This is a genomic window from Trichocoleus sp. DQ-A2 (assembly GCF_039961915.1).
In the GTDB taxonomy this organism is placed as follows: domain Bacteria; phylum Cyanobacteriota; class Cyanobacteriia; order Cyanobacteriales; family FACHB-T130; genus FACHB-T130.
Genome location: NZ_JAMPKD010000009.1, coordinates 122,751 through 143,290, shown reverse-complemented (window position 1 = coordinate 143,290; position 20,540 = coordinate 122,751). Strand labels below are relative to the sequence as shown.

General features: G+C 46.5%; 11 protein-coding genes. 4 read left to right on the top strand and 7 right to left on the bottom strand.

Annotated elements, in window-relative coordinates; translation table 11 throughout:
• Nucleotides 1-49 precede the first annotated feature (49 nt).
• The 6 genes from NC997_RS11095 to dxs all read right to left on the bottom strand — a co-directional run bounded on the left by NC997_RS11095 (nucleotide 50) and on the right by dxs (nucleotide 6,627).
• Nucleotides 50-1,063: a type IV pilin-like G/H family protein gene (locus NC997_RS11095; RefSeq protein ID WP_190524626.1), complete on the bottom strand. Its 1,014-nt coding sequence runs from the start codon at nucleotides 1,061-1,063 to the stop codon at nucleotides 50-52.
• Between the two features lie 175 nt (nucleotides 1,064-1,238).
• Nucleotides 1,239-1,922 (bottom strand): type IV pilin-like G/H family protein, encoded by a 684-nt coding sequence (locus NC997_RS11090; RefSeq protein WP_190524624.1) that lies wholly within the window; start codon nucleotides 1,920-1,922, stop codon nucleotides 1,239-1,241.
• A gap of 91 nt (nucleotides 1,923-2,013) precedes the next feature.
• On the bottom strand, nucleotides 2,014-2,562 hold the full coding sequence (locus NC997_RS11085; RefSeq protein ID WP_190524623.1) for a type IV pilin-like G/H family protein: 549 nt from the start codon (nucleotides 2,560-2,562) through the stop codon (nucleotides 2,014-2,016).
• 173 nt (nucleotides 2,563-2,735) lie between these two features.
• Complete coding sequence (locus NC997_RS11080) at nucleotides 2,736-3,368, bottom strand: type IV pilin-like G/H family protein (RefSeq protein WP_190524622.1); 633 nt, start codon at nucleotides 3,366-3,368, stop codon at nucleotides 2,736-2,738.
• A 42-nt stretch (nucleotides 3,369-3,410) separates the two neighbouring features.
• On the bottom strand, nucleotides 3,411-4,469 hold the full coding sequence (gene mtnA, locus NC997_RS11075; protein ID WP_190524621.1) for an S-methyl-5-thioribose-1-phosphate isomerase: 1,059 nt from the start codon (nucleotides 4,467-4,469) through the stop codon (nucleotides 3,411-3,413).
• 250 nt (nucleotides 4,470-4,719) lie between these two features.
• Nucleotides 4,720-6,627, bottom strand: coding sequence for a 1-deoxy-D-xylulose-5-phosphate synthase (gene dxs / locus NC997_RS11070; RefSeq protein WP_190524620.1), 1,908 nt, complete (start codon nucleotides 6,625-6,627; stop codon nucleotides 4,720-4,722).
• Nucleotides 6,628-6,835: 208 nt separating this feature from the next.
• On the opposite strand from dxs, the gene NC997_RS11065 reads away from it, so the two are divergent.
• Together NC997_RS11065 and NC997_RS11060 are read left to right on the top strand one after the other, a co-directional pair.
• A complete protein-coding gene (locus tag NC997_RS11065; RefSeq protein ID WP_190524619.1) occupies nucleotides 6,836-8,431 on the top strand; it encodes a serine hydrolase domain-containing protein in 1,596 nt (531 codons plus the stop codon).
• Between the two features lie 192 nt (nucleotides 8,432-8,623).
• Nucleotides 8,624-9,376 carry a peptidylprolyl isomerase gene (locus tag NC997_RS11060; protein ID WP_190524616.1) on the top strand — a complete coding sequence of 251 codons (753 nt, stop codon included), beginning with the start codon at nucleotides 8,624-8,626 and terminating at the stop codon, nucleotides 9,374-9,376.
• Nucleotides 9,377-9,907: 531 nt separating this feature from the next.
• Here NC997_RS11060 and NC997_RS11055 read toward each other — a convergent pair.
• Nucleotides 9,908-10,144, bottom strand: coding sequence for a hypothetical protein (locus tag NC997_RS11055; protein WP_190668435.1), 237 nt, complete (start codon nucleotides 10,142-10,144; stop codon nucleotides 9,908-9,910).
• A gap of 37 nt (nucleotides 10,145-10,181) precedes the next feature.
• Here NC997_RS11055 and NC997_RS11050 point away from each other — a divergent pair, with 37 nt between their 5' ends.
• A complete protein-coding gene (locus NC997_RS11050) occupies nucleotides 10,182-13,775 on the top strand; it encodes an endonuclease/exonuclease/phosphatase family protein (protein ID WP_199306017.1) in 3,594 nt (1,197 codons plus the stop codon).
• Nucleotides 13,776-14,313: 538 nt separating this feature from the next.
• Nucleotides 14,314-20,463, top strand: coding sequence for a DUF4347 domain-containing protein (locus tag NC997_RS11045; protein WP_190524614.1), 6,150 nt, complete (start codon nucleotides 14,314-14,316; stop codon nucleotides 20,461-20,463).
• The last annotated feature ends 77 nt before the right edge of the window (nucleotides 20,464-20,540 follow it).

The following is a 20,540-nucleotide window of genomic DNA, read 5'->3' as shown; positions in this document are numbered from 1 at the left end:
CTTAGAAAATTGCCACTTCGAGCAATCGCTATATTTTTTAGGTGTGGCACTATGGTATCGAATATGGTATCGAATGAGTATTAGAACCGCAAGCGAGGACACCCTTTTGGTAAGTTGGCTCGGCGGGGATTTGGCTAGTAGGAGTATTTGTCTCGCATACTATTGCTAACACTTCCTTGTTATTCTTAGCTGCCTTTTTGCCTACCTTAGATGTAGGTACTATGAATACAGCCCCAACATAGCTCTTCAGTGGGTCTGAGGCAGTTTTCTGAGCGATCGCGTAGTTAAAGAGTTCCGTTTTTGTTCTGCGAACAGAATATTCATAATTGGTTGTTTCGCCTGTTATATCTGTAACACCCATACCCAATTTCGACATAGTAGGAGCAAAAAAAATACCACTTTCTAAATAGAAAGCTTGCTGTCCTTTAATCTTTGAGAGAATGTTAAGTTTTCCTTCGTCCCTTCGCCTTCGTTTCTCTTCCTCGATTCTCATAAATTCAGGTACTTCAAGTGCTTGAGTATTAGAACCACAAGCGAGGACACCCTTTTGGTAAGTTGGCTCCGCGGGGATTTGGCTAGTAGGAGTATCTGTCACGCATATTATTGCTAACGTTTCCTTGTTATTTTTAGCTGCCTTTTTGCCTACTTTAGATGTAGGTACTATGAAGACAGCCCCAACATAGCTCTTCAGTGGGTCTGAGGCAGTTTTTTGAGCGATCGCGTAGTGAAAAACTGCTGTTTTTGTCGCACGAGCGAAATATTCATAATTTTTGTTTTCAGTTTTAATACCTGTCCCTAGTTTCGGAATTGAATCCACAAAAGCACCATTTTCTAGATAGTAATATTGCTGTGCTTTATTCATTACGCCGATATAGATTTGCCCATAGAGTCTGCCTTTGCCTCCACAAATCCTCTCTTCAGGAAATACCATAGGTAAAGCTATAACTGCCAAAACACCAAAAATTACCATAAGAACCAAAAGTCTAAGGTAGAAAGCTATACCTTCAATTTTGTGCTTTTTAAATAAAAATTGTAACCACTTAGCTCGGAAATAGATGCTCATTTCAGCCTCTTTGAATAAATAAACCCTAGATACTTTTTTATACTTTGCGTGCGTGCAAACTATAAAAAGCTTTAAGAAACATTCACTTGGAAGATGAGGGATTCCTGAAAAGTTTAGATTTTGGCTTGCTTAGTTAGATGCAAAGCCAAAATCTAAATTTTCTTCCGGGTTAACCTTAAGGTGAATAACGGTAGATTTCGGTGGTGTTAGAACCGCAAGTGAGGGCACCCTTTTGGTAAGTTGGATCGGCGGGAGGTTTGTTACTGGGAGTCTCTGTTTCGCATACTATTGATAACGATGACCCTTTCTCGTGATTTTCAGCCGCTTTCTCGTCGTGATTTTCAGCCGCTTTCTCGTCTACATCAGATGCAGTTACTATGAAGACAGCCCCAACATAGCTTTTCAAAGGTTTGGAAGCAGATTTTTGAGCGATCGCGTAGTTGAAGACTGCCGTTTTTGTGGCTCGAACGGAATATTCGTAATTTTTTGTTTTAGATTGAACACCTAACCCTAGTTTCGGAATTGAAGCCACAAAAGCACCATTTTCTAGATAGTAGGCTTGCTGTGCTCTATTCATTGAGCCGATATATTGTTTCCCTTCTGATTGACCAGCTTTGCCTCCACAGCTCACAGCGCTAGGAAGTGCTATAGCTACCAAAATACCAACAATGCTAATGACAACGACAACCAAAAGCGCAATCAAGACATTACCCTGGTTCTCATTTCTATTTGACAAATATTGTAACCACTTAGCTCTAAAATAGATATTCATATTCCATCTTTTTAAGTAAACAAACCCCGGATATTTTTTTGTGTTTTGCGTAGGTGCAAAGTCCAAAATGCTTGAATAAGTATTCACTGGCAAGATGAGAAATTCCTGAAAAGTTTAGATTTTGGCCTGCTTAGATACCAATCCATAATCTAACCTTTCTTCCGAGTTAGCCTTAAGACTAATAACGGGAGATTTTTGTGGTGTTAGAACCGCAAGCGACTTCGCCATTTTGATAAGCTGGCTCTACAGGCTTGATTGCACCGGGAGCATTCGCTTGACACAGAATCCTTACTGTAGTTAAGTCTCGGGAATGATTGTCCGGTACGATGAATACAGCCCCAATATAGCTCTTCAGGGGTTTTGAAGCAGTTTCTTGAGCGATCGCGTAGTTAAATACCGCTGTTTTTGTTGCACGAATAGAATATTCATAATCTTTTGTTTTACTTGGAATACTTAGACCGAGTTTCGGCAGAGAAGCAACAAAAGTATTATTTTCTAAATAGTAAGCTTCTTGTCCTCTGTTTATAGAGACGATATAGATTTCTCCTTGCGATCTCTTGTTATTAGCTGTGTTGGCACAATTCAAAAAAATAGGCAAAGCCATAACTGCCAAAACACCAAAAATTATTATAAGAATCAGAATTCCAATGTAGAAGGCTATACCTTCATTTTTATGTTTTTTAAATAAAAAGTTTAACCACTTAGCTCGAAAATAGATGCTCATCATCTTCACTTTTGTCAAGTAAATAAACCCAATATAATTTTTTTGTGCTTTGCATACACGCAAAGCACAAAAAGCTTTAATAAGTATTCACTGGGAAAATGAGAAATTCCTGAAAAGGTTAGATTTGGGATTGCTTAAGTGTCAATTCCCAATCTAACCTTTCTTCCGAGTTAGCCTTAAGGCGAATAACGGTAGATTTCTGTGGTGTTGGAGCCGCAAGCAACTGCGCCATTTTGATAAGCTGGCTCTACAGGTTTGATTGCGCCAGGGGAATCCGCTTGGCACAAAATTGTTACTGTTGTCTCACGGTTAGCAACTTTAGATTTGGCCTCAGTAGCTGGTATTACAAACACAGCCCCAACGTAACTGTTATTTCCTTTACTTTGGGATATCCCGTAACTAAAGGCAGCCGAAGAAGTGGCACGGGTTGAATATTCGTAGTCGTCACCCTGCTTTTGAAGGCGGATTCCTAACTTATTAAAGTCGTTAGCAAAGGACTTTTTTTCAGAAAAATGGGCTTCTTGAGCTAAGTTAATTGACTCAATATTTTCTTCCACTGCTGATTGCTTAACTGGGCCACATTTCAACATAGGGGGAAACCCGAGTGCGAAAGCAATGGGATTACCTACCAATACCAAACTCCCTATCGTTATTACACCCGTTGCGAAAAAGAGTATGTTTCTTCGCTGTTTGAGGGAATCTTGCCAATTGTAAAGAGACGATGAATCTGTTTGTGTAGACGCCGCAAATTTACGGATTGGTTCGTTTTTCAAAAGATGATGTTTGGTTTCGGCTGTAGTCTTTCCCAAGGTTCGTTCCTTTTTATTTTTCTGTTGTATTCTTGCGCCCTTCTAAACCAATTGTTTGGTCTGAAACTGTTTTAACTCACTGGGTGCGATCGCGCCATACTCGGTAATCACTGCTGAAATTAATTCAGCGGGAGTGACATCAAACGCTGGGTTGTAAAACTCCACACCAGCAGGGGTCAGAAGCGTATCGCCAACTTGGTAGATTTCTGATGGATGGCGCTCTTCAATCGGAATTTTGTTGCCAGAAGACAACTCAAAATCAATCGTAGAGAGGGGTGCGGCAACAAAGAAAGGAACATTGTGAGCCTTAGCAACCAGTGCCAGACTGTAAGTGCCAATTTTATTAGCAGTGTCACCATTTGCGGCTATCCTGTCAGCACCGACAACGACTGCATCAATTAAACCCTGTTTCATACAGTGAGCTGCCATACTATCGGTAATCACCGTAACTGGAATGCCTTCTTGGACGCATTCCCAAGAAGTCAGTTTCGCACCTTGTAAGCGGGGACGAGTTTCATCGGCATAGACTCGCTCCAGACGCCCATCTCGCCATGCAGAACGAACAACGCCCAAGGCAGTTCCATAGCCAGCAGTTGCCAAGGCTCCAGCGTTGCAGTGAGTCAAAATAACCAGTTTATGAGGCTTGGAGGGTAAAGCTTTTAAACCGTGATCGCCGATTGCCTGACAAGTTTGCAAGTCTTCTGCATTAATCGCCTTAGCAGTTGTCAGTAAAATAGATTTGATTTCTTCTACCGTTCCGAGCGACTCATAGGCAGTTCGCAACATCCGCGCGATCGCCCAAAATAAATTAACCGCAGTTGGACGAGTTTGCCGTAACATCTCGGCAATTTGCTCCAACTTGCTCAAAAACTCCTCGCGCTTGTCTGTCTGAATCTCTCTTGCCCCCAGGTACATCCCATAGGCAGCAGCAACACCAATCGCCGGTGCCCCCCGGACAATCATCGTTTTAATCGCCTGCGCCATATCTTCGCAGCAGCTGATCTCAACAAACGTGTACTCCGTAGGCAGCCGGTTCTGGTCGATGAGCAAAACGCGGTCTTGATTCCAAATAACCGGATAAACTTGAGTTTTGGTAGACATATTGGCGGTGAGTTGCTAGTTATCAATATGATAGTTTCTAACAACTTAGCCGATATTTACCCGACTAACTGCTTTTTTACCTCGTGCTTTCTCCCGAAAACTTAGGGTGATTTTGTCTTAACGCAAAAGAACACCAAGGAAAGCTCAGACTACACCCAAAGCGCAACCGATATCATTGCGTACCTCTGCGTTAGCGAAGCGGCGCGATCGCGCTTACCTGTGCGTACCTTTGCGTTAAAAAAACCTACCTTTAACTCATCACTGCTGACAGCTGAGGACTAAAAGATTTCCGCACTCGCTCGGCAATTTGAGCCGGTGTCAGACCCAGTTCCGCCATCGACTGTTCTGGCGTAGCATGATCCACTAATACATCAGGCACGCCAATCCGCGTAATCGGCACCATCAGATTATGATCCAGCAGACTTTCTGCCACAGCCGAACCAAAGCCGCCGATGATGCAGCCTTCTTCCAGCGTCACCACCCGACCAATCTGCTGAGCCAGAGGCAAAATTAACTCAGTATCCAGCGGCTTAGCAAAACGGCCATTCACAACAGTCGCTTCAATCCCATGCTCGCTCAAAATCTCCGCTGCCTGCATGGCGGGATATACCATCGAGCCATAACCCAGGATCAAAACATCATCGCCTTGGCGCAAAATTTCTGCTTTGCCAATGGGTAGTTCTTCCCAGCCTTCTTCCATCAGGGGCACCCCGTAGCCATTGCCGCGAGGATAGCGCATGGCAATCGGACCATCGGTGTAGTTAACACCAGTGACGATCATCTGCTGCAATTCAGCTTCATCTTTGGGTGCCATCAGCACCATGTTCGGGAGACAGCGCAAATAAGCGATATCGTACATCCCTTGGTGCGTGGGACCATCAGCACCGACAATCCCGGCGCGGTCAAGACAGAAAAAGACGGGTAATTTTTGAATGCAGACATCGTGAACGATTTGGTCGTAGCCGCGTTGCAGAAAAGTAGAATAAATCGCGACAACGGGTCGCATCTCTTCACAAGCCAAACCGGCGGCTAAAGTAACCGCGTGTTGTTCGGCAATGCCGACATCAATGTATTGCTTGGGCAGTTTGCTGGCGAGTTTGTCTAAACCCGTACCAGTCGCCATTGCTGCTGTGATGCCGACAATTTTGGGATTATTCTCAGCGAGTTTAACCAGCGTGTGGGAAAACACCTTGGCATAAGAAGGAGGTTTGGGTTTGCTGGAAGGAACCGCTTTCCCAGTTGCGAGGTTAAAGGGGGATTGTGCGTGGTAGCCGACTTGGTCTTTCTCAGCGATTTCGTAGCCTTTTCCTTTCACCGTTGCTACGTGAACCAGGACTGGTCCCTGCATCTTGTGTGCTTGCTTAAAGGTGGCAATCAGTTCCTCTAAATTGTGACCATCCACTGGTCCCATATAAGTAAAGCCGAGTTCTTCAAATACCGCCCCTACTTTAGGAACTGCCAGACGCTTCATCCCTTCTTTCACTCGTTCCAGTTCTGGGGTCAGGGATTCACCCACAAAAGGAATATGCTTGAACTGCTCCTCCAGATTATCTGTAATAAACTGCATCGGCGGACTGAGACGCATTTTGTTCAGATAGCGAGGAATCGCGCCGACGTTGGGCGAAATCGACATTTCGTTATCGTTCAGCACCACCAGCAGGTTGGTTTTGGGCAAGTGTCCGGCATGGTTAATCGCTTCCAACGCCATGCCGCCAGTGAGTGCCCCATCGCCAATCACTGCCGCGACTTTGAAGTTATCGCCTTTGAGGTCTCGCGCCATCGCCATGCCCAAAGCAGATGAAATACTGGTGGAAGCATGACCAGCACCAAAGTGATCGAATTTACTTTCACACCGCTTGAGATAACCGGCGATGCCATCTTTTTGGCGCAGTGTGTGGAAGCGGTGATATCGCCCTGTAAGCAACTTGTGCGGATAGGCTTGGTGCCCGACATCCCAGGTCACTTTATCGCGATCTAAGTCTAGCGTTTGATACAAAGCTATTGTCAGTTCTACGACCCCCAATCCCGGTCCTAAATGACCGCCGCTGGTGGCTACAGTTTGGAGATGCTTTTCCCGAATTTGACGGGCAATTTGCTGAAGTTGACGAATTGATAGACCGTGCAACTGGTTGGGATGAGTAATTTCACTCAAATGCATTCCAGATTTCCCTATAAGCTTAAGGATCGGATTTTAGTTATCTCTTTAAACTGTAATGGATTTGGGGGGACGAACCGAATCATTACGGCATACAAGGTGGGTTTAGTCTGCGTAACCGTTAGGGACACAGGAACTGCCCTCACTGTTACCCGGATGCAAAATATCCGATGAAATCCGTTAATTACAAAAATTCTGGATGTAGAGACAAATGCTTAACTTTTATCAATTAGAACAGCAAATTGAAGAACAGATGAAAGCCTCCGCTATCCCAGGTTTGGCGCTTTCGGTTGTGCAAAATGGGGAAGTCATCTATGCCAGGGGTTTTGGTGTCACCAGTGTGGAAGATGGCTCAATCCCTGTGACGCCGCAAACTCTGTTTCGGATTGGTTCTGTCACCAAGCCGCTGACTGGGACTGCGGTGATGCGGCTGGTTGAAACCGGAAAACTTGACCTAGATCGACCCATTAAAGATTACATTGATTGGTTCGCGCTCAGCGAAGAGGGAGCCGCTGAACGCATCACCCTACGGATGCTGATGACACATACGTCTGGACTCCCCACGGATGCCCAAAATTTTGGTCGGCGCGATCCAGAGGGACTTGAGGCTTACGTCCGAGACCAGATCCCGAAGTACCCGATTATTGCACCTCCCGGCAAACTGTATTCCTATAGCAACCCCGGCATTATGGTGGTGGGTTATCTCGCTGAGGTAGTCAGCGGTAAGCCATTTACCCAACTGATGCAAGAGTTGGTTTTCGACCCTTTGGAGATGCAACGCACTACATTTGATCCGACGGTGGCGATGACTTATCCGATTGCCCAATCGCATAACCAGAATGAGGATGGGACGTTAAGTGTGGATCGCCGCTTTGCTGACAATACGGCTGGCTATCCAGCGGGATTTGTTATTTCTACGGTGCTAGATTTGGCAAACTTTGCGATGATGCACATGAACCAGGGTTGTTTTCGCGATCGCCAGATCCTCTCACCCCAGTCGGTTGCCCAAATGCAAACACTTCATGCAGACTGGTATACGGCGGAAGGGGCGGGATATGGACTGACTTTCATGGTTGATCCCTACAAGGGGATACGTCGAATCGGACACAATGGTGCAATTAGCAGCTTTGGTAGCTGGTTCCTCATGGTTCCGGAGGCTGATGTTGCAGTTTCGCTGGTGTTCAACCGTCGTGCCCCTGACTTTGCTGCTTACAAAATCGTCAACCGAATCTTTGACGAACTCCTGAATCTGCCAAAGCAGGCACCGAAGCCGCAAGCGATCGCGCCCGATACCGCGTTATGGTCGCAGTATACAGGATTATACTTGGGACCTCAGACGGGTTTGCTCAAGATTCAGGTGGTGGATGGTCAGCTGATGCTTGAATTAAACGAGCAGGTAATGCCTTTACAGGCGCTCAAAAAAGACCTTTATTTTGCACAAAAGCCAGATAGCCAAGATAAAATTCCTGTCGGTTTTATCCTCGAAGCAACAGAACCGACACGGTATATTATGGTCAACTCTTCACCCTGCGAACGCATCGAACTCGATGCTTCGTTTGTGCCGGATTTCTCGGCTTGGGCATCTTATGCGGGCAGCTACATGTCATATCTAGATACGCTGACTATCCATGTTGAGGCAGATCGCGTGTTCCTCCACACCAAAATGTTCAACCAAGATGTGCCCTGCATCCTGATAGATAACACCCACTTTGCTTGCAAATTCGGTCTAATTGAAGTGCAAGTTGCGGAGGATGGCGTTGCGCGATCGCTTAACTTAGGAAATTATTTCATCTTTCCCCGCTGTTAAATCATCCCAATTGCTCTGTTGATTTCAGCCAAAACAATAGTTGCGTCATCTGGCAATTCTCTAGTTCAATCCACACTTCTGTAAAGATAACGACCGAATCTGCTATAAGATTTGGTCAGTAGCAAAGAGTTGAGAACCAATCCGAGTGACTCATGCAATCGGGGAAAACCTAGGCGGGTAGCTGCGTTTGAGATGGCGGAAATTTTTCAAGTTGGCAGCCAGGTAATTCAGGCACATGAGATTCCGTCTTTGTTGAGCCGTTATCAGTTGCTGCCCCAGTTTTTGCAAGGGATTATTATTGACGAAGCGATCGCGCTCTATTCTTGCACAGATATAGAGCGTCAATTGGCTGTAGAGCAGTTTGCCGCGCAACACCAACTCACCTCCCCAGAAACGCGAAAAGCTTGGGCGGTATCCCAAGGCATGACCTTAGAACAACTGGAAGACTTAGCTGTACGACCCTTGCTGCTAGAGAAGTTTAAGATGGCTACTTGGAGTTCAAAGGTCGAGTCTTATTTTATCGCTCGCAAAGCGAGTCTCGACCAGGTAGTGTGTTCCTTAATTCGTACCAAAGATATGGGAATTGCCCAGGAAGTCTACTTTAGAATTCAGGAAGGAGAGCAATCTTTCGCAGAGTTAGCTAGAGAATATTCCCAAGGAACAGAAGCTCACACTGGGGGAGTCATTGGCCCGGTAAGTTTGAGTGCTTTGCATCCAGCGATCGCAAAAATGCTATCCATTAGTCAGCCGGGACAGTTATGGCCTCCTACTCGTCTGGAAGAGTGGTATGCAATCGTTCGACTTGAAAAGTTCTTGCCAGCACAGCTAGATGAACAAATGCGCCGTCGATTGATTGACGAAATGTTTAATAACTGGCTCAAAGAGCGGATGCAACAAGTCGGTTTATTACAGTTTATCGAGTCTTCAGTCTCGGATTCAGCGTGACTTTAAAGGCAAAGTTGATGTAAATTGATTGCCCCCCAATTTAGCAGGGGTTGGGGGATCAAAACGGGACTTGCAAGTTCAAGAAGACTTGTATATACACGGTAGCTGTGGACGGGGAGCGGTAGCAGGGTGGTTTCATTTATTAAAAGAAAATTCTGTAACGTTGATTTTGGTTGGCGGTAGGGGCTTTTTGATTGCCATATCCCTACAAAATGTCGCAATGCCTCGAAATTTTCTAAGGATTGTATGAAACCACCCTGCTGTAGACGGGGTGGGGTCTCCCTGTCTGACTTTAAGGTAGCCCCGCAGCAGGGTTCGCCCTCCCAAGATAGAGGGTGGTTGCCGACAAGTATTAGCCCACTTTTTGCCGCTCTCAGTATATCTACAGAGATAGCGATTTCTTAGTACCAGGATGGTTTATGAAGATTGCGTGAATTTACGGCAACTTCATCCCAGCTTAATTTATACTTAGAATTAATTATCAGGGTTTGTTAACATCAACTGAATATCTTTAGGGTGGCGCTATTTAGGCTAAGGAAAGTTTGAAATCCTGCCCTTGGCACTGAGATAAGTGCTGATGATGTTGGCTACAAACAACCAATTTTCTGGAGAGATAGATTTTGCCAAAGTATCTGTTTTACCACAAGTAGGTTGGCTCAATTTGACCTGCCGAGGGAAAGAGTAATCTCTGTGAAGAAACAGTAGTATGGCGATCGCTCCTGAAAAATGGAATTTAGCGATCGCCATACTACTCCCACTTGACTTCACAGTTCTAGACAACCATTGAAAATGAAAAGAGACTTATATGGCTCCGACAACGCTTGCTGCTGGTGACATCGCCATTATCGGTTTCAATTTTGACGATCCCGATCAATTTGCCTTTGTTTTGCTAAAAGATATTGCTTCTGGAACTGCAATTCACTTTACAAATAAAGGTTGGCAAAGCAGCAACGAATTTAGAAAGGGTGAAGGAACCCTGACTTGGACAGCAAATAGAAACTACTCGGTTGGCGAAATTGTCAATCCGGGTGTTGGTTCAATGAAACTTTCAAGCGATGGAGATCAAATCCTTGCCTACCAGGGTTTGGCAACAGCTCCCACTTTTATTTATGCAATTAATAGTAACGATTCGGCATGGGCAGAGAATGCAACTAGTAACAATAACTCTGCATTACCGCCAGGATTAACAAACGGATTAACGGCGCTATCTATCCCAGAAATTGATAACGCAACTTATAACATTACTAACGGCACTTCCGGAACTAGAGGAGAGTTACTTGCAAAAATCAGCAACCCAGCGAATTGGACGGGCAATAATACCCAACGGTTGACGATGCCCAGTAGTGCATTTACAGTGACAAATACTGGCAGCGAAATAACAGAATCCCTTAGTTTGACGGTTGACTCCGCTACCTTCTCAGAAGCTGCGGGTGCAGGTGCTGCCACTGGAACTGTTACCCGAACCGGAGACTTATCAAAGTCACTCACGATTAACTTACTCAGCAGCGACACCAGCGAAGCTACCGTTGCGACAACTGTAACCATTCCAGCAAATCAGGCATCAGCAACCTTCGCAATTGATGCGGTGAACGATCCGTTTGTAGAGGGTTCTCAGACGGTGACATTAACAGCTTCTGCAACCCAATATATTAGCGGCACAATTACCGTAACCGTAACTGACGACGAACTAGAAGCTGGTAATATTCGCATCCATGACATTCAAGGTGCTAGCCATACATCGCCATTGGTGGGTCAGTTGGTTTCCAAAGTCCCTGGTATCGTCACCGCAGTAAAGTCAAATGGATTTTATCTGCAAGATCCTAATCCGGACACGAATGATGCTACCTCCGAGGGGATTTTCGTCCTCACTTGGATAACCCCCAAAGTCAGTATTGGGGACTCTATTCTGGTTAGCGGGATTGTTGATGAATTCATTCCTAGCGGTTCTGATAGCAGCAGTCTCTCCACAACTCAAATTATTGTGGGGAATGCAGGGATTGCAACAATTTCCAAGGGCAATCCTTTACCTAGTAGCACTATTTTGGGTGAGGGCGGACGCACGATTCCAACTCAAGTGATTGATGATGGATTAGGTATATTCAACCCGGCGCAAGACGGCATTGACTTCTACGAAAGCCTAGAAGGAATGCGGGTGCAGGTGAATAATGCGGTAGCGGTAGGGCCTACCAATGATTTTGGTGAAATTCCCGTCCTGGCTGACAATGGTGTGAATGCTAGCACCCGAACGGACAGGGGCGGTATCGTAGTTCAGCCGGGGGATTTTAACCCGGAACGGATTATTATCGACGATGCCATTATTAACGGTGAACCTCAAGTAAATGTGGGCGACACCTTCGCTGGTTCCATCACTGGCGTCATCGACTACAGCTTTGGCAATTATAAGCTTCTCAACACTGCACCTTTACCTAACGTCATTTCGGGAAATTTAGCACGGGAAACAACTGCATTAACAGGAAGTGCTGACCAGTTGACGGTTGCTAGTTTTAACGTCGAGAATCTCAATCCTGCTGATGATAACGCTAAATTTAGCAGCCTTGCGAATATTGTTATCAACAACCTCAAATTACCAGACATTATTAGCTTGGAGGAAATCCAAGACAACAATGGTGCCACAAATGATAGTGTCGTTGATGCTAACCAAACTTACCAAACCCTAATAGATGCGATCGCATCTATGGGTGGTGCAACTTACCAGTACCGTCAAATTAATCCGGTAGACGACCAAGATGGCGGTCAACCGGGGGGGAATATCCGCGTCGGCTTCCTCTTCAACCCGAATCGCGTTGAGTTTGTAGACCGTCCTGGCGGCACCTCCATAACCAACACCACCGTAAATAGCGGCACAGATGGCGTAGAACTTTCCGCTAGTCCGGGTCGCATTCTTGACACTAACCTTTCCAATGGTGACGCTTTTGCCAACAGTCGCAAGCCTTTGGTTGGGGAGTTTCTCTTCAAGGGCAATCAAGTATTTGTCATCGGCAACCACTTCAACTCCAAAGGTGGCGATCAACCTCTTTTCGGAAGTTCTCAACCGCCAACACTCACTTCAGAAGCGCAACGTCTACAACAAGCCGCTACCGTTAATAACTTTGTCGATAGCCTGCTAGCAATTGACCCCAATGCCAATGTCATAGTCCTGGGGGATTTTAATGATTTTCAGTTCTCAAAGCCGTTAGAAGTATTAAAAGGTAACGACCTCACGAACTTGATTGATACTTTGCCGAAGAACGAACAATATACCTACATTTTTGAAGGGAATTCTCAAGCGCTTGACCACATTTTAGTCAGTAAAAATCTCAACTCGACGGCAGAAATTGATGTTGTGCATCTCAATGCCGAGTTTGCTACTCAAGATAGCGACCACGATCCGCTAGTCGCCCGTTTTACCTTACCAATCAATGGCAACGCAAGTTCTAATACCTTGATAGGCAGTAATAGTAATAATCGTATTGATGGGAAAGCGGGGAACGATACCCTGATCGGACTGCAAGGAAATGATATCCTCACCGGCGGTGGAGACCAAGATATTTTTGTAATTCGCAGCGGCGATGGCATCGACACAATTACAGATTTCGGTGGCGTAGGAACGGGAAATCATCCATCCGCAGAGATAATTTCTGAAGTCGATACCCTCAAATTTGAAGGGGCTGGTCTAACTGCCAACAATCTACTTTTAACTCAAACGGGTAGCGATTTAGCGATCGCATTCGATGGCGTTGATAACACGAAGGTTATCTTGAAAAATTTTACCCTCCAAGATTTCAATAACCTCCAACAATCTACAGGTGCGTCGGTAGACATCGGCAATATTCTCTTTAACGGACAAACGCAGATTCAGAAAAGCTTTGAAATTGCTAACGCTAACGAGGAGCTCAAACAGATTTTCAACAAAAATACCGTCGCTTTCCTTAACGATTTGGATAACAACACCCAAGGTTTTGATGCTTCTAACGATGTTATTAACGGTCAAGGTGGCAATGATACGTTAGAAGGATTGGGTGGCGATGACTTGCTGCGTGGCGGGATTGGCAAGGACACTCTATTAGGTGGAGAAGGAAACGATTACCTCGCCGGTGGCGACGGTGATGACTGGCTTAATGGTGGGATTGGTCAAAATACACTCTTCGGCGGTAATGGTAGCGATCGCTTTGTTTTATCCAATAACAGCGGCGCAAACACCATTCTTGACTTCACCGATCCTCAAGACCTAATTGTATTGTCCGATGGTTTGAAGTTGGAGTATCTCACGATTACCCAAGGGACGGGTGCGAATGCAAACGATACTTTAATCAGGATTGCAAACACAGGAGAACTATTAGCGACGCTTACTGGAGTGCAAGCAAACACCCTTACCAGCAGTGATTTCACCACAATCTAGCTAAGTAACAAGCAATTGGTAATCATCTGTTGACCGTAATCGGACATCGTTCTGGTTAGGGTTTACGGATCTAAACCTCTATAAGAAAAAGTTATATAAAGCAGAGATAAAGTGACAATGAATTTTTTATAAAGTTTTTGTCAAAATTTTTTCATCTTCCTAAAGTAGTAAACAATTAAATTGTCAAATAAGTACAGAAAGAATTGAAATGTGCTAAAGACTACACTATAACTTTTCCAAGCAATGCAATTTTGAGATTGTTTGCATTTGTCCTCGCTCGATACACCTTTATCAACAAAATGTCCTCTCTAGCCAGATATTTACAGGAATTTCGATAATTGAGGCTAAAAACGCTAGTTTATCAAAATTTCTGGAAACTATATGACAGCATCTACTGAGATTAATTCAGTTCACCAGCTATTGGCGACCTGAATATCTACAAACTGACGGCTTTCTCTACGTTATTGAGCGACACGCTGGCGATCGATCTGGTGTCTCTACTTATCTCAACCATTGATATTTACACCCAAACCTCATCATGCAAGACTTTTGGAATCATTCCTCCTCAAATCAACAATCAAACCAAGCTGGTCAGGGCATTGCTGGTGAAAACTCTTCAGTGGTAGAGACTTCTCCCACCCAGCGAGTACAAAAGATAGTCTTCATTGACTCTACAGTTGAGAATTACCAGAGTCTCGCTGCTGGTGTGGAACCGGGGACGGAAGTATTTATCCTGAACCCAATGCAGGATGGAGTAGCGCAGATCGCACAAGTGCTGGCGGGACGCAGCGATATCGCCAGCGTTCACATAGTTTCCCACGGCACACAAGGCACTTTGCAACTGGGGTCAACCCGACTGAATTCAAGCAACCTAGAAGCATACACTAGCCAGTTACAGCAGTGGGCAAATGCTTTAACCCCTGATGCTGACATCCTTCTCTACGGTTGCGATGTAGCAGCAGGGGAAGTCGGTGCAGCTTTTGTGCAACAACTCAGTCAGCTAACAGGTGCTGACATTGCCGCTTCGGTTGACTTGACAGGCAGCGCAGCTTTGGGCGGTGACTGGGATTTGGAAGTTGCTACAGGGCAGATAGAAACTTCTCTGGTGTTTGGGGGAGCAGCGATCGCAACTTATACTTCAGTCCTGCCAAGCGATCTGTTCATCTCAGAGTATGTTGAAGGTAGCAGCAACAATAAAGCTCTTGAATTTTATAACGGTACTGGGGCAGCAATTAACTTAGCCGCAGCAGGTTACGCCGTAGACTTTTATGCAAACGGTAGCACTAGCCCGACTCTAACTATCAACTTGAGCGGCATAGTAGCAGATAAGGATGTATTTGTTTTAGCACAAGCTAATGCTGCCCTTAGCATTCTGGGTCAAGCCGATCAAACCAACAATTTTAATGGCTGGTACAACGGGGACGATGCGGTTGTGCTGCGTAAGGGTGCAACCATCATTGACTCGATTGGTCAAATTGGCAACGACCCTGGCACAGAATGGGGTAATGGGCTTACCAGTACCCAAAATAATACCCTGCGCCGTAAGAGTAACGTAACAACTGGAGATCCAAGTCCTTTCGATCCATTTGATCCCAGCGTTCAATGGGATGGGTTCGCCCAAGACACCTTCAATGGTTTAGGAAGCCACACGATCGCCAACACCAACATTGCGCCGGCGATTGCTCTCACAGTTGCACCTGTGCCTTACACCGAAAATGCAGCTGCTACCGTCATTAATAGCACCGCCACTGTCACAGATAGCGACTCCCTCAACTTTGACACCGGGAAGCTGACAGTAGATTTTACGGCAGGTGGCACGGCATCCGACCGTTTAGCAATTCGCAACCAAGGTAACGGTGCAGGGCAAATTGGGCTAGATGGCACAATTGTCAAATACGGCGGAGTGCAAATCGGCACCTTCACAGGCGGGACTGGCACCACTCCTCTAGTCGTCACTTTCAACGCCAACGCCATACCCGCCGCCGCTACTGCACTGCTGCAAAACATCACCTATCAGAACGCCTCAGAGAACCCCAGCACCACTCCTCGCACCGTCCGCTTTGTCGTTACCGATGGCGATGGTGGCACCAGCACCGCTGTTACTGAAACCATCAACGTTACATCTGTCAACGATGCGCCGATTATTGGTGCTTCAGTAATTAAATACGATGGTTCGTTAAATACCACGCCCGACACTCAAGGATTTACATACATTCCCGTTGGTAGTGCAACGCAAAGTGCCTCCGGTGGCGCAACTACCTTGGATACCACTGCCGACTCAGGCACTTATGCGGGCTATTCTCCTAACAGCGTGCCGAACCTGGATCGCACTACTGGTTACACCGTCAGCTTCACTGCCCAAGTTCTCTCAGAAGATCATACGACGAGCACAGCGGATAAAAACGGCGATGGCATTGCCGATAGAGCTGGTTTCAGCATCATAGTCCTTAGCAGCGACAAAAAAGGCATCGAATTAGGATTTTGGGATGACGAAATCTGGGCGCAGGAAGATGGCACAACTCAGACAGATCCAAGTACAAATCCTTCTGCCAGCAACAACCAACTTCTGTTCACCCATGCTGAAGGCGCTACCTTCAACACTACTGCGGGTTTAATTCCCTACCAGCTGACAGTTCTTGGCGATACTTACACTCTCTCAACAGGCGGCACTACCATCCTTAGCGGTAAGCTGCGGGATTACACTGCTTGGGTGGGGGTGGGGCCTATCGATCCCTATGAAACCCCTAACTTCATTTTCTTCGGGGATGGTACTACCTCTGCCAGCGCCAAAGTAAAGTTATCAGATGTCTCAATTACAACTAACAGCAGCTTTGCACCCCAAACAGTTGCTGAAGATACCGATTTATCGATCGCAGGAGTTAGCGTATTTGACGTGGATGCGGGAAATACTGCTATCACCGTCACTCTAGAAGTCAACAATGGTGCTTTGACAGTCAACTCTACTGGGTTAACAGTCAATGGCAACGGCACGGGAACTGTCACCCTGACAGGCAGTCAAAGCAAGATTAACGCTAACTTAGCCGCCACAAACGGACTGCTATACAAAGGCAAGCAAGACTTTAATGGTAGCGACACGCTCAAGATTACAGCTAACGATGGTGCAGCTACTAGCAATATCAAGACGATACCAATTACCGTCACCCCAGCCAATGATGCCCCGGTGTTAAATAATGCTGGGAGTCCGGTACTAACAGCAATTAATGAAGATGTTGCCCTCGCCAGCAACAAGGGGACTCTGGTTTCTGAAATTATTGCTAGCGGTGCTGGCAGCAATCCTATCACCGATGCAGATGCAGGTGCAGTCGAGGGAATTGCTGTAATTGGGGTGGATAATACCAACGGCACTTGGCAGTATTCTACTGATGGCGGAAGTAGCTGGAATAACTTTGCGGTGTCTGCTGCGGCTGCTACCGTACTAAAAGATACAACAAGCGATCTCATCCGTTTTCTCCCTAATGCCGATTTTAACGGTACTGTCACTTCAGGCATTACCTTCCGCGCTTGGGATGCTTCTGACGGACTCACTAGCGGTAAAACTGGAGTAAACCCTGGGGCGGGTGGCGGCGCATCTTCCTTCAGCATTGATGCTGAAACAGTCAGTATTATTATTAACCCAGTAAACGATGCCCCCAGTTTCACACTTGGTGGCAATCAAAGTATCGCAGCTGGGACAGGGGCGCAAACTGTCACTGGCTGGGCGAGTGGGTTTAATCCGGGTGCTGCCAACGAATCAAGTCAAAGCATCGACAACTACATCGTCAACGTCACTAGCAACCCTGGTATCTTCGCCTCTGCACCAAAAATTGACCCGCTGACAGGTAATCTTACTTATACTCCTGCTGCAACAATTGCGACAGCTACTACAGCCACAGTTGCAGTCCAAGTTAAGGACAATGGTGGCACTGCTAACGGTGGTATCGATACCTCAGTAGTGCAAACCTTTCAAATTACCGTCAATTCTGGAACACCGACAGTTAGCATACAGGCGATAGATGCTGATGCAGCAGAAGCAGGCGCAAATACTGGAACTTACCAGATTACCCGGACTGGCAACACAACGGGCGATTTGACAGTGAATCTTGCTGTTGATGGTAGCAGCACTGCGATCGCAAGCGACTACAATCTCAGTAGCGGCGGTTTGTCCGTGGTGATTCCAAATGGGCAGAGTTTTGTCAATGTTACTCTTACTGCTGTTGATGATACTTTGCCAGAGTTAGCCGAAACGCTGCGGCTAAACTTGGCGACGGGTGCAGGTTACACCATTGATGCTGCTAAGAACAATGCTACGGTAGCGATCGCATCCAACGACCCGATTCAATACGCGATTACTACTGCTTACCCAACTTTGATTGAAGGTGACACTGGTAAGCAAACTGCTACCTTTACTGTCACGCGCAGCGGCGGAATTGGGGTAGCCAGTACCGTTGATTATGGAATTGGTGGAACCGCAACCAATGGCATTGACTACAACAACATACTGGTTACAGGTGGGACAACTGCCCTTTCCGGCACGCTTAGCTTTGGAGTTGGCGAGACAACCAAAACAATCAACCTAGATGTTTTGGGTGACACAATATTTGAGCAAGATGAAACCATCAATGTCACCCTGAGTAAACCGAACCTAACACTTGCCCCCGCAAGTTCGACGATTACTACAGGTACAGCACAGGTAACGGTTATTAACGACGATGCCAAACCCACCGTCTCCATCACACCAGCCACTGTTACTCAAAGCGAAGGCACCACAGGAACCAGCGCCTACACCTTCACCGTGTCCCTCTCCAACCCCAGTGACCAGCCAATTACGGTCAACTACAGTACCAACGACGGCACCGCCACCACCACAGACGGCGACTACGTCGACAACGACGGCATCCTTACCTTCAATCCGGGCGACCCCTTAACTAAAACCATCACGATTAACGTCAAGGGTGACAACAAGTTTGAGAAAGATGAAACCTTCAGCGTCAAACTCAACAATGCTACCAACGCCACCGTTAACCCAGAGGCGAACGCCAGTACCGCCATCATCACCAACGACGATTCTCAACCCATCGTCTCTATCGCACCAGCCACCGTTACTCAAAGCGAAGGCAATACTGGCACCACCGCCTACACCTTCACCGTGTCCCTTTCCAACCCCAGCGACCAGCCAATTACGGTCAACTACAGTACCAACGACGGCACCGCCGCCACAACCGACGGCGACTACACCGACAACGACGGCATCCTTACCTTTAATCCGGGCGACCCCTTAACAAAAACCATCACGGTTAACGCCACGGGTGACAACAAGTTTGAGAAAGATGAAACCTTCAGCGTCAAACTCAACAGTGCTACCAACGCCAATCTAGGCAACACTACTGCCACAGGCATCATCAAAAACGATGACACCCCTGGATTCACTATTTCCCCGATCAGCGGCAACACCACCGAAGCTGGAGGTACTGCCACATTTACAGTTAAACTCAACAGCCAACCCACCGCTAATGTCACCCTTGGCTTAACCAGTTCCGACACCACCGAAGGTACCGTCTCTAGCCCCAGCCTCACATTCACAGCCAATAACTGGAATATTGCTCAAACCGTTACGGTCAAAGGAGTTGATGATGCACTGGTTGATGGCAATATCGCCTACAACATCATCACCGCCCCAAGCGTCAGTACCGACCTTAACTACAACAAACTCAATCCTGTTGATGTCGCTGTCACCAACATCGACAACGACGCCGCCGGATTTACCATCACCCCAATTAGCGGCAACACCACCGAAGCCGGAGGCGCTGCCAACTTTACCGTCAAACTCAATAGTCAACCTACAGCTAACGTCACCCTTGGTTTAGGAAGTTCCGATCCGACAGAAGGCAGCGTTTCCAGCCCATCGCTGACCTTTACTTCAAATAATTGGAATATTGCTCAAACCATTACGGTGAAAGGAGTTGACGATGTACTTGTCGATGGAAATATCGCCTACAGCATCGTTACTGCCCCTGCTATTAGCACCGACGCCAAATACAACGGACTGAACCCGCAAGATGTTGCTGTTGTCAACATTGACAACGACACTGCACCCCTCAATGTCATTAACGGCACTTGGCTTTCTGAAACCTTGGTGGGAACCTCTTTAGACGACCGGATCAATGGTTTTGGCGGTCATGACACGATTGTAGGGGGACTGGGAAAAGACCGGATTTACGGCGATGACGGCAACGATACCCTGATTGGCGACCTCAACAATAATCTCTTGACTGGGGGTTCGATGGGTATGGATGACATCATCTACGGCGGTACAGGTAGCGATCGCATCAACGGTTGTGGTGGCAATGATTATCTGTACGGTGAGTCCGGAGATGACCAAATCTGGGGAGATGGGGGCGATGACCGACTTTACGGAGGCTTGGGGAATGACATCCTCACCGGAGGTTTGGGGCGCGATATTTTCGCAGTTTCCAAAGGTGAAGGAACTGACACCATCCGCGACTTCCAAATTGGTCAAGACTACATTGGGTTAGTTGGTGGTTTGGCACTGAATCAGTTGTCGATTATTCAGCAAGGTAGCAATACCAGCATTATTGACAATTCCAACAACCAGACTCTGGCAATATTGGCTGGGGTGAATGCTGCTACGTTTATGAGTAATGCAGCTTCTACTTTTGTAAGTATCTAGTATAAGGAAGCAGCTTTAATTAATATTTAAAGCTGCTGATTTGGCAACTATTGACAATGAGTTGCTGTGGATATGAG